Below are 16,891 nucleotides of genomic sequence, written 5' to 3' on the forward strand. Positions count from 1 at the left end.
CCCGGGGGCCGGCCCCCGGGGGTGAGCCGGAGGGGCGTCCAGGGCCGGGCCCCGGGAAGAGGTCCGGCCGGCCGTGGACCGCGTCCGGCCCGCGGCCGGGTCCACGGCGGATCCCCGGACGGCCGGGGCGCCGGACGGAGGCCGCCACCGTGATCGCCGCCGGGGCCACGGCCGGGGGCACCGCCGGGGCCGCCACCGGAATCCTTCCCGGGCCCGTCCCGGGTCCACGGCGACGGTCCCGGCGGTGACTCCGGCGCGTCCCCGGCGGATCCGTACGGGGTCCGCCGCGCTCGGACTTCGTGAACGCGTGCACACGTCCACATCGCGCCCCGGATTCCCCCGATGTGTGAACGCGTCCTCTAGCAAGCGATCGGGTCCAGCACCAATTTGCATGCAGAGGAACCATCTTGATATGGAGACGCCTCCCTGGCCTGCATCGATGCGGCGGAATGTCACTTCAGGTGACCGTGCGAACGCTTCGCGTACGAAGATCACCGCTCCTCCGGCTTCATGATCGTTCGTCAGGTGGTGGAGATCACAAAGCTTGTGCGATATCCCGTGTCGCAGATCACAGACCCACAGGCATAGGATGCGGAGCGGTTGGGCTTGTGACCTGCTTCACATGTTCTCGATCTTCGCCGGGGCGGGCGTGGTTCGTGGGACGCGTGGGGCGGCAAGTGAGCCCGGCTCGCCAGCAGTCAGTGCCGACTGAGAGGAGCGAGGAGCGGTGAACGCGTATGCGCCCATCCTCGTACTGGGAGCCCTCGGGGCAGGCTTTGCGATCTTCTCCGTGGTCATGGCCACGCTGATCGGTCCGAAGCGGTACAACCGCGCCAGGCTCGAGGCCTACGAGTGCGGTATCGAACCGACCCCCACGCCGGCCGGCGGCGGGCGCTTCCCCATCAAGTACTACCTGACGGCGATGCTCTTCATCGTCTTCGACATCGAGATCGTCTTCCTCTACCCCTGGGCCGTCAGCTTCGACGCCCTGGGGATCTTCGGGCTCGTGGAGATGCTGCTCTTCGTGCTCACCGTCTTCGTCGCCTACGCCTACGTGTGGCGACGCGGCGGGCTGGAATGGGACTGAGGGGCCTTTGACCATGGGACTCGAAGAAAAACTGCCGAGCGGTTTCCTGCTGACCACCGTCGAGCAGGCCGCGGGCTGGGTGCGCAAGTCGTCCATGTTCCCGGCCACGTTCGGACTCGCCTGCTGTGCCATCGAGATGATGACCACCGGCGCCGGCCGCTACGACCTGGCGCGCTTCGGCATGGAGGTCTTCCGCGGCTCGCCGCGGCAGGCGGACCTGATGATCGTGGCCGGCCGGGTCAGCCAGAAGATGGCGCCGGTGCTGCGGCAGGTCTACGACCAGATGCCGAACCCCAAGTGGGTGATCTCCATGGGCGTCTGCGCCTCGTCGGGCGGCATGTTCAACAACTACGCGATCGTGCAGGGCGTCGACCACATCGTCCCGGTCGACATCTACCTGCCCGGCTGCCCGCCCCGCCCCGAGATGCTGCTGGACGCCATCCTCAAGCTCCACCAGAAGGTGCAGAACGGCAAGCTCGGCGTGAACGCCGAGGAGGCGGCCCGCGAGGCGGAGGAGGCGGCGCTCAAGGCCCTGCCCACCATCGAGATGAAGGGGCTGCTGCGATGAGCGACGCGCACGGCACCGCGGGCGAGGGCGTGAACCCCGAGAAGGACCTCTCCGCCGAGAACCTCCCCGGACAGCGGGGCGACGGGGGCGAGGAGATCCGCGTCCAGCGCGGCATGTTCGGCGCCAACAACGGCGGCGACACCTCCGGTTACGGCGGCCTGGTCCGCTCGGTCCGGCTCCCGGGAGCGTCGAACCGCCCCTACGGGGGATGGTTCGACGAGGTGGCCGACGAGCTGGAGGGCGCGCTGGAGGAGCAGGGACTGCTCCCCGGGAACGCCATCGGGAAGACGGTCGTCGACCGCGGCGAACTCACCTTCCACATCGAGCGCGAGCACCTGGTGCGGGTCGCGACGACCCTGCGCGACGACCCCGCGCTCCGCTTCGAGCTGTGCACCGGCGTCAGCGGTGTGCACTACCCGAACGACAAGGGCCGCGAGCTGCACGCCGTGTACCACCTGCGGTCGATCACCCACAACCGGCTGATCCGCCTGGAGGTCGGCGTTCCCGACGGGGATCCGCACATCCCGTCACTGGTCTCCGTCTACCCGACGAACGACTGGCACGAGCGCGAGACGTACGACTTCTTCGGCATCGTCTTCGACGGTCACCCGGCCCTGACGCGGATCCTGATGCCGGACGACTGGCAGGGCCACCCGCAGCGCAAGGACTACCCCCTCGGCGGCATCCCCGTCGAGTACAAGGGCGCCCGGATCCCGGCTCCGGACCAGCGGAGGTCGTACTCATGAGCAGCTCGGACACGACGGCGGCCTCCGCCGCCTCGGCGCGCGAGACCACGGAAGGCACCGTCTACACCGTCACCGGCGGCGACTGGGACGAGGTCGTCGAGACGGCGCAGCGCAGCGACGACGAGCGCATCATCGTCAACATGGGCCCGCAGCACCCGTCCACGCACGGGGTGCTCCGGCTGATCCTGGAGATCGACGGCGAGACGGTCACCGAGGCCCGCTGCGGCATCGGCTACCTCCACACCGGCATCGAGAAGAACCTCGAGTACCGGAACTGGACCCAGGGCACCACGTTCGTGACGCGCATGGATTACCTGACGCCGTTCTTCAACGAGACGGCGTACTGCCTCGGCGTCGAGAAGCTCCTCGGCATCGAGGACCAGATCCCCGACCGCGCCTCGATCGTCCGCGTGCTCCTGATGGAGCTGAACCGGCTCTCCTCCCACCTGGTGTGCGTCGCCACCGGAGGCATGGAACTCGGCGCCACCACGATCATGATCTACGGATTCCGTGATCGTGAACTCATTCTCGACGCCTTCGAGCTCATCACCGGCCTGCGGATGAACCACGCGTACATCCGCCCCGGCGGACTCGCCCAGGACCTGCCGCCCGGCGCCGTGGACCAGATCCGCGAGCTGGTGAAGAAGCTGCGCAAGAACCTCCCGGAGTACGACGCGCTCGCCACCGGGAACCCCATCTTCAAGGCCCGCATGCAGGACGTCGGCTATCTGGACCTGGCCGGCTGCATGGCCCTCGGGGCGACCGGCCCGGTCCTGCGCTCCACCGGCCTGCCGCACGACCTGCGCAAGGCGCAGCCGTACTGCGGGTACGAGACGTACGACTTCGAGGTGCCCACCGCGGACACCTGCGACTCCTACGGACGCTTCCTGATCCGGCTGGAGGAGATGCGTCAGTCGCTGCGCATCGTCGAGCAGTGCCTGGACCGGCTCCAGCCCGGACCGGTCATGGTCGCCGACAAGAAGATCGCCTGGCCCGCCCAGCTCGCCATGGGCCCGGACGGACTGGGCAACTCCCTCGACCACATCAAGAAGATCATGGGCACCTCCATGGAGGCCCTGATCCACCACTTCAAGCTGGTCACCGAGGGATTCCGGGTACCGCCGGGACAGGCGTACGCGGCGGTCGAGTCGCCCAAGGGCGAACTCGGGGCGCACGTCGTCTCCGACGGCGGCACCCGCCCCTTCCGGGTCCACTTCCGCGACCCGTCCTTCACCAACCTGCAGGCCATGGCGGCGATGTGCGAGGGCGGCCAGGTCGCCGACGTCATCGTCGCCGTGGCATCCCTCGACCCCGTGATGGGAGGCGTCGACCGGTGACCACCACACCTTCGGGCCGCGGCGTCGGCCTGGGCATGCCCCAACTGCCCGCGCCCGCCTACCCGGACGACGTCCGGGCCCGGCTGGAGACCGACGCGCGCGAGATCGTCGCCCGCTACCCGGACTCCCGGTCCGCCCTCCTGCCGCTGCTGCACCTGGTGCAGGCGGAGGAGGGCCACGTCACGCGCACCGGGATGCGGTTCTGCGCCGACGTGCTCGGCCTGAGCACGGCCGAGGTCACCGCCGTCGCCACCTTCTACTCCATGTACCGGCGCCGCCCGAGCGGCGACTACCAGGTGGGGGTGTGCACCAACACCCTGTGCGCGGTCATGGGCGGCGACGCCATCTTCGAGGAGCTCCAGGAGCACCTGGGCGTCGGCAACGGGGAGACCACCGACGACGGCAAGGTCACCCTCGAGCACATCGAGTGCAACGCGGCCTGCGACTTCGCGCCCGTCGTGATGGTCAACTGGGAGTTCTTCGACAACCAGGACCCGCAGAGCGCCAAACGCCTCGTCGACGACCTGCGGGCCGGCCGCCCGGTGGCGCCCACCCGCGGGGCGCCCCTGTGCACGTTCAAGGAGACCGCCCGGATCCTGGCCGGCTTCCCCGACGAGCGGGAGGGCGCCGTCGACGCCACGGGAAGCGCGGGACCCGCCTCCCTGGCCGGCCTGAAGCTGGCCAAGGGGGAGGCCGCCCCCGCGCGCGTGGTGCACCCGCGCGGCGAGGCGTCCCGGGACACCCCGCCGCACGACCCCTCACCGGCGGAGCACCTCAGCTCGCACGACGCGCCGCAGGACACGTCGGCCTCCGACCCGGCCCACCCGTCGCCCACCACCGCCCGTGACGGAGAGGATCCGCCCCGCCCCTCCGGTTTTGCCGGACCCACCGCCGAGGAGGGGGAGTGATGACCTTGGCACCCGAACTCAAGGACACCGGCCCGGAGAAGCTGCTCGCACCCGTGCTGTCGGCCTTCTGGGACGAGGACAGGTCCTGGACGCTCGACGTCTACCGGAGGCACGAGGGGTACGAGGGGCTCCGCAAGGCGCTCGCCATGTCACCGGACGACGTCATCGCGTACGTCAAGGAGTCCGGCCTGCGGGGGCGCGGGGGCGCCGGCTTCCCCACGGGGATGAAATGGCAGTTCATCCCCCAGGGAGACGGGAAACCGCACTACCTGGTGGTCAACGCCGACGAGTCGGAACCCGGGACGTGCAAGGACATCCCCCTCCTCTTCGCGAACCCGCACAGCCTCATCGAGGGCATCGCCATCGCCTGCTACGCCATCAGGTCGTCGCACGCCTTCATCTACCTGCGGGGCGAAGTCGTGCCCGTGCTGCGGCGACTGCACGAGGCCGTGCGCGAGGCCTACGCGGCGGGCCTGCTCGGCAAGAACGCGCTGGGCAGCGGACTCGACCTCGAACTCACCGTGCACGCGGGCGCCGGCGCGTACATCTGCGGTGAGGAGACCGCACTGCTCGACTCGCTCGAAGGCCGCCGCGGCCAGCCGCGGCTGCGTCCCCCCTTCCCCGCCGTCGCGGGCCTCTACGCGTGCCCCACCGTGGTGAACAACGTCGAGTCGATCGCCTCGGTTCCCACCATCATGAACCGGGGCAAGGAGTGGTTCCGGTCGATGGGCAGCGAGAAGTCGCCCGGCTTCACGCTCTACTCCCTCAGCGGCCACGTCGCGCGCCCCGGCCAGTACGAGGCGCCCATGGGCATCACGCTGCGCCAGCTCCTCGACATGAGCGGCGGCATGCGGCCGGGGCACCGCCTGAAGTTCTGGACGCCGGGCGGCTCCTCGACGCCGATGTTCACCGACGAGCACCTCGACGTCCCCCTCGACTACGAGGGAGTGGGCGCCGCCGGCTCCATGCTCGGCACCAAGGCCCTCCAGTGCTTCGACGAGACCACGTGCGTCGTCCGGGCCGTCACCCGCTGGACCGAGTTCTACGCCCACGAGTCCTGCGGCAAGTGCACGCCCTGCCGCGAGGGCACGTACTGGCTGGTGCAGCTGATGCGCGACATCGAGGCCGGCAAGGGCCGGATGTCCGACCTCGACAAGCTGAACGACATCGCCGACAACATCAACGGCAAGGCGTTCTGCGCCCTCGGCGACGGCGCCGCCTCGCCGATCTTCTCCTCGCTCAAGTACTTCCGCGAGGAGTACGAGCAGCACATCACGGGCCGGGGCTGTCCCTTCGACCCCGCGAGGTCGACGGCCTGGGCCGACCGCACGGAGGTGCACGCATGACCGTGACCACCCAGGCCCCTTCGGGAGGGGGAGAGGCGGCCCTCCCGCCGGAGGACCTCGTCACGCTGACGATCGACGGAGCCGAGATCAGCGTGCCCAAGGGCACCCTGGTCATCCGGGCCGCCGAACAGCTCGGCATCGAGATCCCCCGGTTCTGCGACCACCCGCTCCTCGACCCGGCCGGCGCCTGCCGCCAGTGCATCGTCGAGGTCGAGGGCCAGCGCAAGCCCATGGCCTCCTGCACCATCACCTGCACCGACGGGATGGTGGTGAAGACCCACCTGACCTCACCCGTCGCGGAGAAGGCCCAGCACGGGGTGATGGAGCTGCTGCTCATCAACCACCCGCTGGACTGCCCGGTCTGCGACAAGGGCGGCGAGTGCCCGCTGCAGAACCAGGCGATGTCGCACGGCAATCCCGAGTCCCGCTTCGACGGCAAGAAGCGGACCTACGAGAAGCCCGTCCCGATCTCCACCCAGGTGCTGCTGGACCGCGAACGGTGCGTGCTGTGCGCCCGCTGCACCCGGTTCTCGAACCAGATCGCGGGCGATCCGATGATCGAGATGGTCGAGCGGGGCGCGCTCCAGCAGATCGGCACCGGCGAGGGCGACCCCTTCGAGTCGTACTTCTCCGGCAACACCATCCAGATCTGCCCGGTCGGCGCCCTCACCTCGGCGGCCTACCGGTTCCGCTCCCGCCCCTTCGACCTGGTCTCCTCGCCGTCGGTGTGCGAGCACTGCTCCAGCGGCTGCGCCACCCGCACCGACCACCGGCGCGGCAAGGTCATGCGGCGGCTCGCCGCCCACGACCCCGAGGTCAACGAGGAGTGGATGTGCGACAAGGGCCGCTTCGGGTTCCGGTACGCGCAGCAGCGGGACCGGCTGGGGACCCCGCTCGTGCGCAACGCCGAGGGTGACCTGGAGCCCGCCTCCTGGACCGACGCGCTGCGGATCGCGGCCCAGGGCCTGCTGGCCTCCCGCGGCCGCACCGGCGTCCTGACCGGCGGCCGGCTCACCGTCGAGGACGCCTACGCGTACAGCAAGTTCGCGCGCGTCGCCCTCGCCACCAACGACATCGACTTCCGCGCGCGCGTGCACAGCGCCGAGGAGGCCGACTTCCTCGCCGCGCGGGTCGCGGGCCGCGGACACGACCTCGGGGGCGCGTCCGGCGCGGACGCCGGGGGCGGCGTCACCCACTCCTCGCTGGAGAAGGCGCCCGCCGTCCTGCTGGTCGGGTTCGAGTCGGAGGAGGAGGCGCCCGGCGTCTTCCTGCGGCTGCGCAAGGCCTGGCGCACGCACGGGCAGCGGACCTTCTCGCTGGCCACGCACGCCACCCGCGGACTGCGGAAGGCCGGCGGCACGCTGCTGCCGGCGGCTCCCGGCACCGAGACCGAATGGCTCGACGCGCTCGCGAGCGGGGTCGGCCTGGAGGGCGACGGAGCCGAGGCCGCCGAAGCGCTGCGGGCCGAGGGCGCGGTGATCGTCGTCGGCGAGCGGATCGCCGCCGTCGAGGGCGGCCCGACCGCCGCCGCGCGGATCGCCGCCGCGACCGGCGCCCGGCTGGTGTGGATTCCCCGGCGCGCCGGGGAGCGGGGCGCCGTCGAGGCGGGCGCGCTGCCCTCGCTGCTGCCGGGCGGACGCCCGGCGACCGACCCGCGCGCGCGGGAGGAGGTCGCCGCCGTCTGGGGCGTCGCCGCCCTCCCGCACCGCTACGGCCGCGACACCGGCGAGATCGTCGAGGCCGCCGCGACCGGCGAACTGCAGGCGCTGCTGGTCGCCGGCGTCGAGGTCGCCGACCTGCCCGACCCGGCACGCGCGCGTGCGGCGCTCGCCGAGGCCGGGTTCGTGGTCTCGCTGGAGCTGAGGCCCAGCGAGGTCACCGAACTCGCCGACGTGGTCCTGCCGGTCGCGGCCGTCGTCGAGAAGGCCGGCGCCTTCCTCAACTGGGAGGGCAGGGTCCGGCCCTTCGAATCGGCGCTCAAGCCCGAGCAGATGACCCGCACCCTCCCGCCGTCCGACGCCCGCGTGCTCCAGATGCTCGCCGACGCCATGGACGTGCACCTGGGCCTGCCGGACCTGCGCACCACCCGCGCGGAGATCGAACGGCTCGGCGTCTGGGACGGCCCGCGGGCCACCGGACCGGTGGAGACCGCGGGCACACTGCCCCGGCCGGCCGCCGGGGAGGCGGTGCTCGCGGGACACCGCCTGCTGCTGGACCAGGGGCTCCTGCAGCAGGGCGACGAGGCCCTCGCCGGCACCCGGCACGCCGCGTACGCGCGCCTGTCGGCCGCCACGGCCGCCGAGGTCGGCGTCGGGCACGGCGACCCGCTCGCCGTGACCGGCCCCGCGGGGACGGTCGAACTGACCCTGGACGTCACCGAGATGCCCGACCGCGTGGTGTGGCTCCCGCTGAACTCCACCGGCGGCGGCGTCGCCTCCGACACCGGGGCGCTGCCCGGCTCCCTCGTCCGCATCGGCCCGGCCTCACCCGCCGGCGAGGCCCCCCAGGAGGTGGAGGCATGAGCCCGTACTTCGCCGCTGAAGACCTCTCGATGTTCGGCCGCGACCCCTGGTGGCTGGTCGTCGTCAAGGCGGTGTTCTGCTTCGCCTTCCTCATGGTGACGGTGCTGATCGCCATCGTGATGGAACGCAAGATCGTCGCCTGGATGCAGCTGCGCATCGGCCCCAACCGGAACGGCCCCTGGGGCATGCTCCAGTCGCTCGCCGACGGCGTGAAGCTGATGCTCAAGGAAGACGTCGTCGTCAAACGCGCCGACAAGGCGGTGTACGTCCTCGCGCCGATCGTCGCGGCCGTCCCGGCCTTCATGGCGATCGCGGTGATCCCCTTCGGGCCGTCCGGCAACGAGATCTCGATCTTCGGCCAGCGCACCACGATGCAGCTCACCGACCTGCCGATCGCGCTGCTCTACATCCTCGCGGTCGCCTCCATCGGCATCTACGGCATCGTCCTCGCCGGCTGGAGCTCCGGATCCACGTACCCGCTGCTGGGCGGACTGCGCTCGTGCGCGCAGATGATCTCCTACGAGATCGCCATGGGCGCCGCCTTCGCCTCCGTGTTCCTCTACTCGGGGTCGATGTCGACGTCGGCGATCGTCGAGCAGCAGGCCGACCGCTGGTACATCCTGCTGCTGCCGGTCTCCTTCATCATCTACATCGTCACGATGGTCGGCGAGACCAACCGCGCCCCCTTCGACATGCCCGAGTCCGAGGGCGACCTGGTCGGCGGCTTCAACACCGAGTACTCGTCGATCAAGTTCGCGATGTTCATGCTCGCCGAGTACATCAACATGGTGACCGTCTCCGCCGTCGCCGTCACCCTCTTCCTGGGCGGCTGGCGCGCTCCGTGGCCGGTCAGCACCTTCTGGGAGGGCGCGAACCACGGCTGGTGGCCGATGCTCTGGTTCGTCGTCAAGGTCCAGCTGCTGCTGTTCATGTTCGTCTGGCTGCGCGGCACCCTCCCGCGCGTGCGCTACGACCAGCTGATGAAGCTCGGCTGGAAGGTCCTCATCCCGGTCTCCCTGGTGTGGCTGATGGCCGTCGCCACGGTGCGGGCCCTGAGGAACGAGGGCTACGGCTTCGCGGACCTGGCCCTCTACATCGCCGCCGGAGTGCTCGTCCTGCTGCTGCTGTCCTTCGTCGCGGACATGTTCCGCTCGAAGGGCAGGGACGGCAAGGAGGCCGAGGGGGCCGGGGAGCCGGCCGCCTTCGACCCGATGGCGGGCGGATTCCCCGTACCGCCGCTGCCCGGACAGGAACTCCCGCCGGTGCCGCGGCGCCGCTCGCGCGGGGAGCGGGAGCTCGTCGCCAGCGGCGGGCCCGACAACCACAGTGACGGATCCCTGGATGGAAAGGAGGCGTCCGATGGCTGAGGAACCCAAGGGGACCGAGCCCGGTTTCCTGAACCCCGCGGCCGGCTTCGGCGTGACCTTCAAGGCCATGTTCAAGAAGCGGCTGACCGAGCAGTACCCGGAGCAGCAGAAGACCACGGCCCCGCGCTTCCACGGCAGGCACCAGCTCAACCGCCATCCGGACGGTCTGGAGAAGTGCGTCGGCTGCGAGCTGTGCGCCTGGGCCTGTCCCGCCGACGCGATCTACGTCGAGGGCGCGGACAACACCGAGGAGGAGCGCTACTCGCCCGGCGAGCGGTACGGCCGCGTCTACCAGATCAACTACGCCCGCTGCATCCTGTGCGGCCTGTGCATCGAGGCGTGCCCCACCCGCGCGCTGACGATGACCAACGAGTTCGAGCTGGCCGACTCCAGCCGCGCCAACCTCATCTACACCAAGGAGCAGCTGCTCGCCGGTCTGGAGGAGGGCATGGTGGACAGCCCGCACGCCATGTACCCGGGCACCGACGAACAGGACTACTACCGGGGCTTGGTGACCGAGGCCGCCCCCGGTACGGAGCGGCAGGCCGCCGTCTCCCAGGGCGAGGCCGTGCAGGAGGCGGACTCCACCTTCGGCGGGGACGAACCGGCCTCGGAGAAGGTGGTGCGGGGATGACCGGCTACCTCGCGGCCTACTCCACCTCCACCGGGGAGGCCGTCCAGTTCTGGGTCCTCGGCACGGTCGCCGTGATCGGCGCCCTCTGCACGATCCTGATGCGGCGGGCCGTGCACAGCGCGCTCTGCCTGGCCGGAACCATGATCATCCTGGCGGTGTTCTACCTCGCCAACGGCGCCTACTTCCTGGGCGTCGTCCAGATCATCGTCTACACCGGCGCGATCATGATGCTGTTCCTGTTCGTGGTGATGCTGGTCGGCGTCACCGCGGCGGACTCCCTGAAGGAGACCATCAAGGGCCAGCGCTGGCTCGCCCTGCTGTGCGGGCTCGGCTTCGGCATCCTGCTCGTCGGCGGCATCGGCAACGCCGCGCTCACCGACTTCAACGGCCTCGGCCAGGCGAACGCGAACGGCAACGTGGAGGGCCTCGCCGCCCTCATCTTCACCAAGTACGTCTTCGCCTTCGAGATCACCGGCGCCCTGCTCATCACGGCCGTCGTCGGTGCCATGGTGCTCACCCACCGCGAGCGCACCGAACGCGCCAGGACCCAGCGGGAGCTGGCCGAGCAGCGCGTCCGCGAGGGCAAGCACCTGCCGCCGCTGCCCGCCCCGGGCGTGTACGCCCGGCACAACGCCGTGGACATCCCGGGCCTGCTGCCCGACGGGACGACGTCCGACCTCACCGTCAGCAGCACGCTGCGCGACCGCGGCCAGATCCGGGACGTGTCCCAGGAGGCGCTCGGCGACCTGCGGGCGCTGGAGCAGCGCTCCGAGGAGCGGCTCGAGCGCACGGAGATCGAGCCGCCGGCGCCGCACCGGACCCCGTCGCGGCGGAGCGAGGAGGCATCCCAGTGAACCCGGTCAACTACCTCTACCTCGCGGCCCTGCTGTTCACGATCGGCGCCACCGGTGTCCTCATCCGGCGCAACGCGATCGTCGTCTTCATGTGCATCGAGCTGATGCTCAACGCCTGCAACCTCGCGTTCGTCGCCTTCTCCCGCATGCACGGCAACCTCGACGGCCAGATCATCGCCTTCTTCACGATGGTCGTCGCCGCGGCGGAGGTCGTGGTCGGGCTGGCGATCATCGTGTCCCTGTTCCGTTCCCGCCACTCGGCCTCGGTCGACGACGCCAGCCTGATGAAGCTGTGAGGGGTCGCTGAATCGTGGAGAATCTGATTGCGCTGCTGGTGGCGGCGCCCCTGCTCGGAGCGGCGGTCCTGCTGTGCGGCGGCCGCCGGCTGGACGCCGTCGGCCACTGGATCGGCACGGCGCTCGCCGCCGCGTCCTTCGTGATCGGCGTCGTCCTCTTCGCCGGCATGCTGGGCGAGGCCGCCGCCGACCGCACCCTGACGCAGCACCTGTTCAGCTGGATCCCGGTGGAGGGGTTCCAGGCCGACGTCGCCTTCCGGCTCGACCAGCTGTCGATGACGTTCGTCCTGCTGATCACCGGCGTCGGCTCGCTCATCCACCTGTACTCGATCGGGTACATGGAGCACGACGAGCGGCGCCGCCGCTTCTTCGGCTACCTGAACCTGTTCCTCGCGGCGATGCTGATCCTCGTCCTCGCCGACAACTACCTGCTGCTGTACCTCGGCTGGGAGGGCGTCGGTCTCGCCTCCTACCTGCTGATCGGCTTCTGGCAGCACAAGCCCAGCGCCGCCACCGCGGCGAAGAAGGCCTTCCTGGTCAACCGCGTCGGCGACATGGGCCTGTCGATCGCGATCATGCTGATGTTCCTGTGGTTCGGCACCTTCGCCTTCGGGCCGGTGCTCGGCGGCCAGGAGGAGGCCGGACTCGCGGGCGCCGCGAGCGAGGGCAAGCTCACCGTGATCGCCCTCATGCTGCTGCTCGCCGCCTGCGGCAAGTCCGCCCAGGTGCCGCTGCAGTCCTGGCTCGGGGACGCGATGGAGGGCCCGACCCCGGTCTCGGCCCTGATCCACGCCGCGACCATGGTCACGGCGGGTGTGTACCTGATCGTCCGCTCCGGGGCCATCTTCAACGGCGCCCCGGACGCGCAACTGGTCGTCACCGTCGTCGGCGCGGTCACGCTGCTGTTCGGTGCGATCGTCGGGTGCGCGAAGGACGACATCAAGAAGGCGCTGGCCGGCTCGACGATGTCGCAGATCGGCTACATGGTGCTCGCGGCGGGCCTCGGCCCCATCGGCTACGTCTTCGCGATCATGCACCTGGTGACGCACGGCTTCTTCAAGGCCGGGCTGTTCCTCGGCGCCGGTTCCGTCATGCACGGCATGAACGACGAGGTCGACATGCGCCGCTACGGCGGACTGCGCACATACATGCCGGTCACCTTCGTCACCTTCGGCCTCGGCTACCTCGCCCTCATCGGCTTCCCGGGCCTGTCCGGCTTCTTCTCCAAGGACATGATCATCGAGTCGGCGTTCGCCAAGGGCGGCACCGAGGGCTGGATCCTCGGCTCCGTGGCCCTGCTGGGCGCCGCGATCACCGCGTACTACATGACGCGCGTGATGCTGATGACGTTCTTCGGCGAGGAGCGCTGGCGCACGGCCCCGGAGCCGCCTCCGGCCTCGGCGCCCGGCGTGGAGCCGGCCGCCGCGGCGGGCCCGCCGCACCCGCACGAGTCGCCGCGGAGCATGACGATCCCGATGATCGTGCTCGCCTTCGGCTCCGTGTTCGCCGGCGCGTTCTTCGGCATCGGCGACCGGTTCGTGCACTGGCTGGAGCCCGTCACCGGGCACGACCACGGTCACGCGCCGATCAGCGCCCTCACGGTCACGCTGGCCACGGTGGCCGTCATGGTCGTCGGCGTGGCGATCGCCTGGGGCCAGTACGGGCGCCGCCCGGTCCCGGCCGTCGCCCCGCGCGGGTCGCTGCTCACCCGGGCCGCCCGCCGCGACCTGCTCCAGGACGACTTCAACCACGTGGTCCTGGTGCGCGGCGGTGAGCACCTCACGCGCTCCCTGGTGTACGTCGACCACACCCTGGTCGACGGGGTCGTCAACGGGACGGCGGCCTCGTTCGGCGGCCTGTCCGGACGGATGCGCAGGCTGCAGAACGGCTTCGCGCGCTCCTACGCGGTCTCGATGTTCGGCGGCGCGGCCGTCCTGGTCGCCGCGACCCTGCTGATGAGGGCGGTCTGATACCGATGTCCTTTCCCCTGCTGACAGCGACGGCGGCGCTCCCGGCCCTCGGGGCGATCGCCACGGCCGCCGTACCGGCCACGCGACGCGCCGCCGCCAAGTGGCTGGCCCTGCTGGTCTCGCTCGCCACCCTGGCACTGGCGGTCGTCGTCGCGGTGCGCTTCGACCCGGGCGGCGACCGCTACCAGCTCACCGAGTCGCACGCCTGGATCGCGGACTTCGGAGTCCGCTACGAACTGGGCGTGGACGGCATCGGGGTCGCGCTGATCGCGCTGACGGCCCTGCTGATCCCGTTCATCATCCTCGCGGGCTGGCACGACGCCGACCCCCTGGAGACCGGCAGCAAGCGGTGGCGGCCCACGCAGGGCTTCTTCGCCCTGATCCTGGCCGTCGAGGCGATGGTGATCCTCTCCTTCGAGGCCACCGACGTCTTCCTCTTCTACATCTTCTTCGAAGCCATGCTGATCCCGCTGTACTTCCTCATCGGCGGCTTCGGGGACCGTGCCCACGAGCACGGCGAGGAGAAGGCGGCCACGCAACGCTCGTACGCGGCGGTCAAGTTCCTGCTCTACAACCTGGCCGGCGGCCTGGTCATGCTGGCCGCGGTGATCGGGCTGTACGTGGTCGCCGGGAACTTCTCGCTCACCGAGATCGCCGCGGCGCGGGCCGACGGCTCGCTCGAGATGGCGGCGAGCACCGAACGCTGGCTGTTCCTCGGCTTCTTCCTCGCCTTCGCGGTGAAGGCGCCGATGTGGCCGTTGCACACCTGGCTGCCCAACGCCATGCAGGAGTCCACCGCCCCGGTCGCCGTGCTCATCACGGCCGTCGTGGACAAGGTGGGCACCTTCGCGATGCTCCGCTTCTGCCTCCAGCTCTTCCCGGAGGCGAGCAAGTGGGCGACGCCCGTGATCATGGTGCTGGCGGTCATCAGCATCATCTACGGGGCGCTGCTCGCGGTCGGCCAGCGCGACATCAAGCGGCTGATCGCGTACGCGTCGATCTCGCACTTCGGCTTCATCATCATGGGCATCTTCGCGATGACCAGCCAGGGCCAGTCCGGGGCGACGCTCTACATGGTCAACCACGGGATCTCGACCGCCGTCCTGCTGCTGGTGGCCGGATTCCTCATCTCGCGGCGCGGCTCCCGGCTCATCGCCGACTACGGCGGGGTGCAGAAGGTCGCGCCCGTGCTCGCCGGCACGTTCCTGATCGGCGGCCTGGCGACGCTGTCGCTGCCCGGACTGGCTCCGTTCGTCAGCGAGTTCCTGGTCCTGGTCGGCACGTTCACCCGCTACCCGGTGATCGGTGTCGTCGCCACCTTCGGCATCGTGCTCGCCGCGCTCTACACCCTCGTCCTCTACCAGCGGACGATGACGGGCCCGCTGCGGCCCGAGCTCGCGAAGATGCCCGACCTGAGGGTGCGTGAGATCGCCGTGGCCGCTCCGCTGATCGTGCTGCTGGTCTTCCTGGGCGTCTACCCGAAGCCCGTCACGGACATCGTGAACCCGGCGGTGAAGCAGACCATGTCAGACGTCCAGCAGAAGGACCCCCAGCCCGAGGTGGAGGCGGCCAAGTGAGCGCATCAGCCGTCCACAGCCTGTGGACAACCGCGGCCGAGCAGATCGCGAAGATCGACGCGCCGAAGATCGAGTACGCGCAGCTCGCGCCCACCCTGATCGTCGTCGGCGCGGCGGTCCTGGGGATCCTGATCGAGGGCTTCGTCCCGCGCAGGTCCCGCTACCACGCCCAGCTGTTCGTCGCCTCGGTCGCGCTCGTCGCCGCGTTCGCCGCGGTCGTGGCGCTCGCGGCCGACGGGTACGGCACGACCAGGGCGGGCATCGCGGCCATGGGCGCGATCGCCGTCGACGGCCCCGCCCTGTTCCTGCAGGGCACGATCCTGCTGACCGCCCTGGTCGGCCTGTTCACCTTCGCCGAGCGCAGGCTCGACCCGGAGGCGCACGGCAACCGGGTCGACTCCTTCGCCGCGCAGGCCTCGTCCGTGCCGGGCAGCGACGGGGAGAGGAAGGCCGTCAAGGCCGGGTTCACCACCACCGAGGTGTTCCCGCTGCTGCTCTTCGCGGTCGCGGGCATGCTCGTCTTCCCCGCGGCCAACGACCTGCTGACGCTCTTCGTGGCGCTGGAGGTCCTCTCCCTCCCGCTGTACCTGCTCTGCGCGCTGGCCCGCCGCAAGCGGCTCATCTCGCAGGAGGCCGCGGTCAAGTACTTCCTGCTCGGCTCGTTCGCCTCCGCGTTCCTCCTCTTCGGGATCGCGCTGCTGTACGGCTACGCGGGCTCGATGTCGTACGCGACGATCGCGCAGGTCGTCGACGGCACGATCCAGGAGGTCGACCCGGCACTCGTCAACACCATGGGCAACGACGTGCTGCTCCTGGTGGGCGCGGGCCTGCTGATCATGGGCCTGCTGTTCAAGGTCGGTGCCGTCCCCTTCCACATGTGGACGCCGGACGTGTACCAGGGCGCGCCGACGCCGGTGACGGGCCTGATGGCGGCGGCGACCAAGGTGGCCGCGTTCGGCGCCCTGCTGCGGGTGCTGTACGTCCTGCTCCCCGGCCTGCGCTGGGACTGGCGGCCGGTCATGTGGGCCGTCGCGATCGTCACCATGCTGGGCGGCGCGATCGTCGCGATCACCCAGACCGACATCAAGCGGCTGCTGGCGTACTCGGCGATCTCGCACGCGGGCTTCATCCTCGCGGGCGTCATCGCGACCACGCCGGAGGGCATCTCGTCCGTGCTCTTCTACCTGGCGGCGTACTCGTTCGTGACGATCGGCGCGTTCGCGGTGGTGACGCTGGTGCGGGACGCCGGCGGCGAGGCGACGCACCTGTCCAAGTGGGCGGGGCTCGGCCGCCGCTCGCCCCTGGTGGCGGCCGTGTTCGCGGTGTTCCTGCTCGCCTTCGCGGGCATTCCGCTGACGTCCGGCTTCGCCGGGAAGTTCGCCGTGTTCAAGGCGGCGGCGGAGGGCGGCGCGGTACCGCTGGTCGTGGTCGGCGTGATCGCGTCGGCGATCGCGGCGTTCTTCTACATCCGGGTGATCGTCCTGATGTTCTTCAGCGAGCCGAGGCCCGAGGGCCCGACCGTCGCGGTGCCGTCACCGCTGACGATGGCGGCGATCGGGATGGGCGTGGCGGTCACGGTGGTGCTGGGCGTGGCACCGCAGTACTTCCTGGAGCTGGCGGGGACCGCGGGGGTGTTCGTGCGCTGACCCGGCGCCCGCCGACGACAGGCGGCCCGGCAC

At 70.5% G+C, this 16,891-nt stretch carries 14 protein-coding genes; all 14 read left to right on the forward strand.

All coding sequences use genetic code 11. From position 1 onward, the window contains the following. Positions 1–727 precede the first annotated feature (727 nt). Genes AOK18_RS03580 through nuoN form a run of 14 tightly spaced genes read left to right on the forward strand, consistent with a single transcriptional unit; the run spans position 728 to position 16,858 of the window. Positions 728–1,087 (forward strand): NADH-quinone oxidoreductase subunit A, encoded by a 360-nt coding sequence (locus AOK18_RS03580; protein WP_055570452.1) that lies wholly within the window; start codon positions 728–730, stop codon positions 1,085–1,087. 13 nt (positions 1,088–1,100) lie between these two features. Beyond that, entirely contained in the window at positions 1,101–1,655 is a 555-nt protein-coding gene (locus AOK18_RS03585) for a NuoB/complex I 20 kDa subunit family protein (RefSeq protein WP_055570451.1), read from the forward strand. Next, the gene (locus AOK18_RS03590) at positions 1,652–2,401 is read left to right on the forward strand and encodes an NADH-quinone oxidoreductase subunit C (protein WP_055570450.1); all 750 of its coding nucleotides are present in this window, start codon (positions 1,652–1,654) and stop codon (positions 2,399–2,401) included. Before AOK18_RS03585 ends, AOK18_RS03590 begins: the two co-directional genes overlap by 4 nt. After that, positions 2,398–3,738 (forward strand): NADH-quinone oxidoreductase subunit D, encoded by a 1,341-nt coding sequence (locus tag AOK18_RS03595; RefSeq protein WP_055570449.1) that lies wholly within the window; start codon positions 2,398–2,400, stop codon positions 3,736–3,738. The genes AOK18_RS03590 and AOK18_RS03595 overlap by 4 nt, the downstream gene beginning before the upstream one ends. After that, a complete protein-coding gene (gene nuoE / locus AOK18_RS03600; protein WP_055570448.1) occupies positions 3,735–4,646 on the forward strand; it encodes an NADH-quinone oxidoreductase subunit NuoE in 912 nt (303 codons plus the stop codon). Before AOK18_RS03595 ends, nuoE begins: the two co-directional genes overlap by 4 nt. Next, positions 4,646–5,992 (forward strand): NADH-quinone oxidoreductase subunit NuoF, encoded by a 1,347-nt coding sequence (nuoF, locus tag AOK18_RS03605; protein WP_055570447.1) that lies wholly within the window; start codon positions 4,646–4,648, stop codon positions 5,990–5,992. Before nuoE ends, nuoF begins: the two co-directional genes overlap by 1 nt. Further along, positions 5,989–8,514 carry an NADH-quinone oxidoreductase subunit G gene (locus AOK18_RS03610; RefSeq protein WP_055693306.1) on the forward strand — a complete coding sequence of 842 codons (2,526 nt, stop codon included), beginning with the start codon at positions 5,989–5,991 and terminating at the stop codon, positions 8,512–8,514. Before nuoF ends, AOK18_RS03610 begins: the two co-directional genes overlap by 4 nt. Next, entirely contained in the window at positions 8,511–9,881 is a 1,371-nt protein-coding gene (gene nuoH / locus AOK18_RS03615; RefSeq protein WP_055693307.1) for an NADH-quinone oxidoreductase subunit NuoH, read from the forward strand. Before AOK18_RS03610 ends, nuoH begins: the two co-directional genes overlap by 4 nt. Continuing rightward, on the forward strand, positions 9,874–10,515 hold the full coding sequence (gene nuoI, locus AOK18_RS03620) for an NADH-quinone oxidoreductase subunit NuoI (RefSeq protein WP_055574399.1): 642 nt from the start codon (positions 9,874–9,876) through the stop codon (positions 10,513–10,515). The genes nuoH and nuoI overlap by 8 nt, the downstream gene beginning before the upstream one ends. Next, positions 10,512–11,369, forward strand: coding sequence for an NADH-quinone oxidoreductase subunit J (locus AOK18_RS03625; protein ID WP_055574400.1), 858 nt, complete (start codon positions 10,512–10,514; stop codon positions 11,367–11,369). The genes nuoI and AOK18_RS03625 overlap by 4 nt, the downstream gene beginning before the upstream one ends. Beyond that, the gene (nuoK, locus tag AOK18_RS03630; RefSeq protein ID WP_003974374.1) at positions 11,366–11,665 is read left to right on the forward strand and encodes an NADH-quinone oxidoreductase subunit NuoK; all 300 of its coding nucleotides are present in this window, start codon (positions 11,366–11,368) and stop codon (positions 11,663–11,665) included. Before AOK18_RS03625 ends, nuoK begins: the two co-directional genes overlap by 4 nt. A gap of 14 nt (positions 11,666–11,679) precedes the next feature. Further along, a complete protein-coding gene (gene nuoL / locus AOK18_RS03635) occupies positions 11,680–13,635 on the forward strand; it encodes an NADH-quinone oxidoreductase subunit L (RefSeq protein ID WP_055693308.1) in 1,956 nt (651 codons plus the stop codon). A 5-nt stretch (positions 13,636–13,640) separates the two neighbouring features. After that, positions 13,641–15,212 (forward strand): NADH-quinone oxidoreductase subunit M, encoded by a 1,572-nt coding sequence (locus AOK18_RS03640; protein WP_055574402.1) that lies wholly within the window; start codon positions 13,641–13,643, stop codon positions 15,210–15,212. Then, positions 15,209–16,858 carry an NADH-quinone oxidoreductase subunit NuoN gene (gene nuoN, locus AOK18_RS03645; protein ID WP_055693309.1) on the forward strand — a complete coding sequence of 550 codons (1,650 nt, stop codon included), beginning with the start codon at positions 15,209–15,211 and terminating at the stop codon, positions 16,856–16,858. Before AOK18_RS03640 ends, nuoN begins: the two co-directional genes overlap by 4 nt. The last annotated feature ends 33 nt before the right edge of the window (positions 16,859–16,891 follow it).

It is taken from the genome of Streptomyces prasinopilosus, assembly GCF_001419695.1.
Classification (GTDB): domain Bacteria; phylum Actinomycetota; class Actinomycetes; order Streptomycetales; family Streptomycetaceae; genus Streptomyces; species Streptomyces prasinopilosus.

Coding starts and splice junctions, on each gene's coding strand:
- AOK18_RS03585 (WP_055570451.1), top strand. CDS start 1,101: ATGGGACTCGAAGAAAAACTGCCGAGCGGTTTCCTGCTGACCACCGTC.
- AOK18_RS03590 (WP_055570450.1), top strand. CDS start 1,652: ATGAGCGACGCGCACGGCACCGCGGGCGAGGGCGTGAACCCCGAGAAG.
- AOK18_RS03595 (WP_055570449.1), top strand. CDS start 2,398: ATGAGCAGCTCGGACACGACGGCGGCCTCCGCCGCCTCGGCGCGCGAG.
- nuoF (WP_055570447.1), top strand. CDS start 4,646: ATGACCTTGGCACCCGAACTCAAGGACACCGGCCCGGAGAAGCTGCTC.
- AOK18_RS03610 (WP_055693306.1), top strand. CDS start 5,989: ATGACCGTGACCACCCAGGCCCCTTCGGGAGGGGGAGAGGCGGCCCTC.
- nuoH (WP_055693307.1), top strand. CDS start 8,511: ATGAGCCCGTACTTCGCCGCTGAAGACCTCTCGATGTTCGGCCGCGAC.
- nuoI (WP_055574399.1), top strand. CDS start 9,874: ATGGCTGAGGAACCCAAGGGGACCGAGCCCGGTTTCCTGAACCCCGCG.
- AOK18_RS03625 (WP_055574400.1), top strand. CDS start 10,512: ATGACCGGCTACCTCGCGGCCTACTCCACCTCCACCGGGGAGGCCGTC.
- AOK18_RS03640 (WP_055574402.1), top strand. CDS start 13,641: ATGTCCTTTCCCCTGCTGACAGCGACGGCGGCGCTCCCGGCCCTCGGG.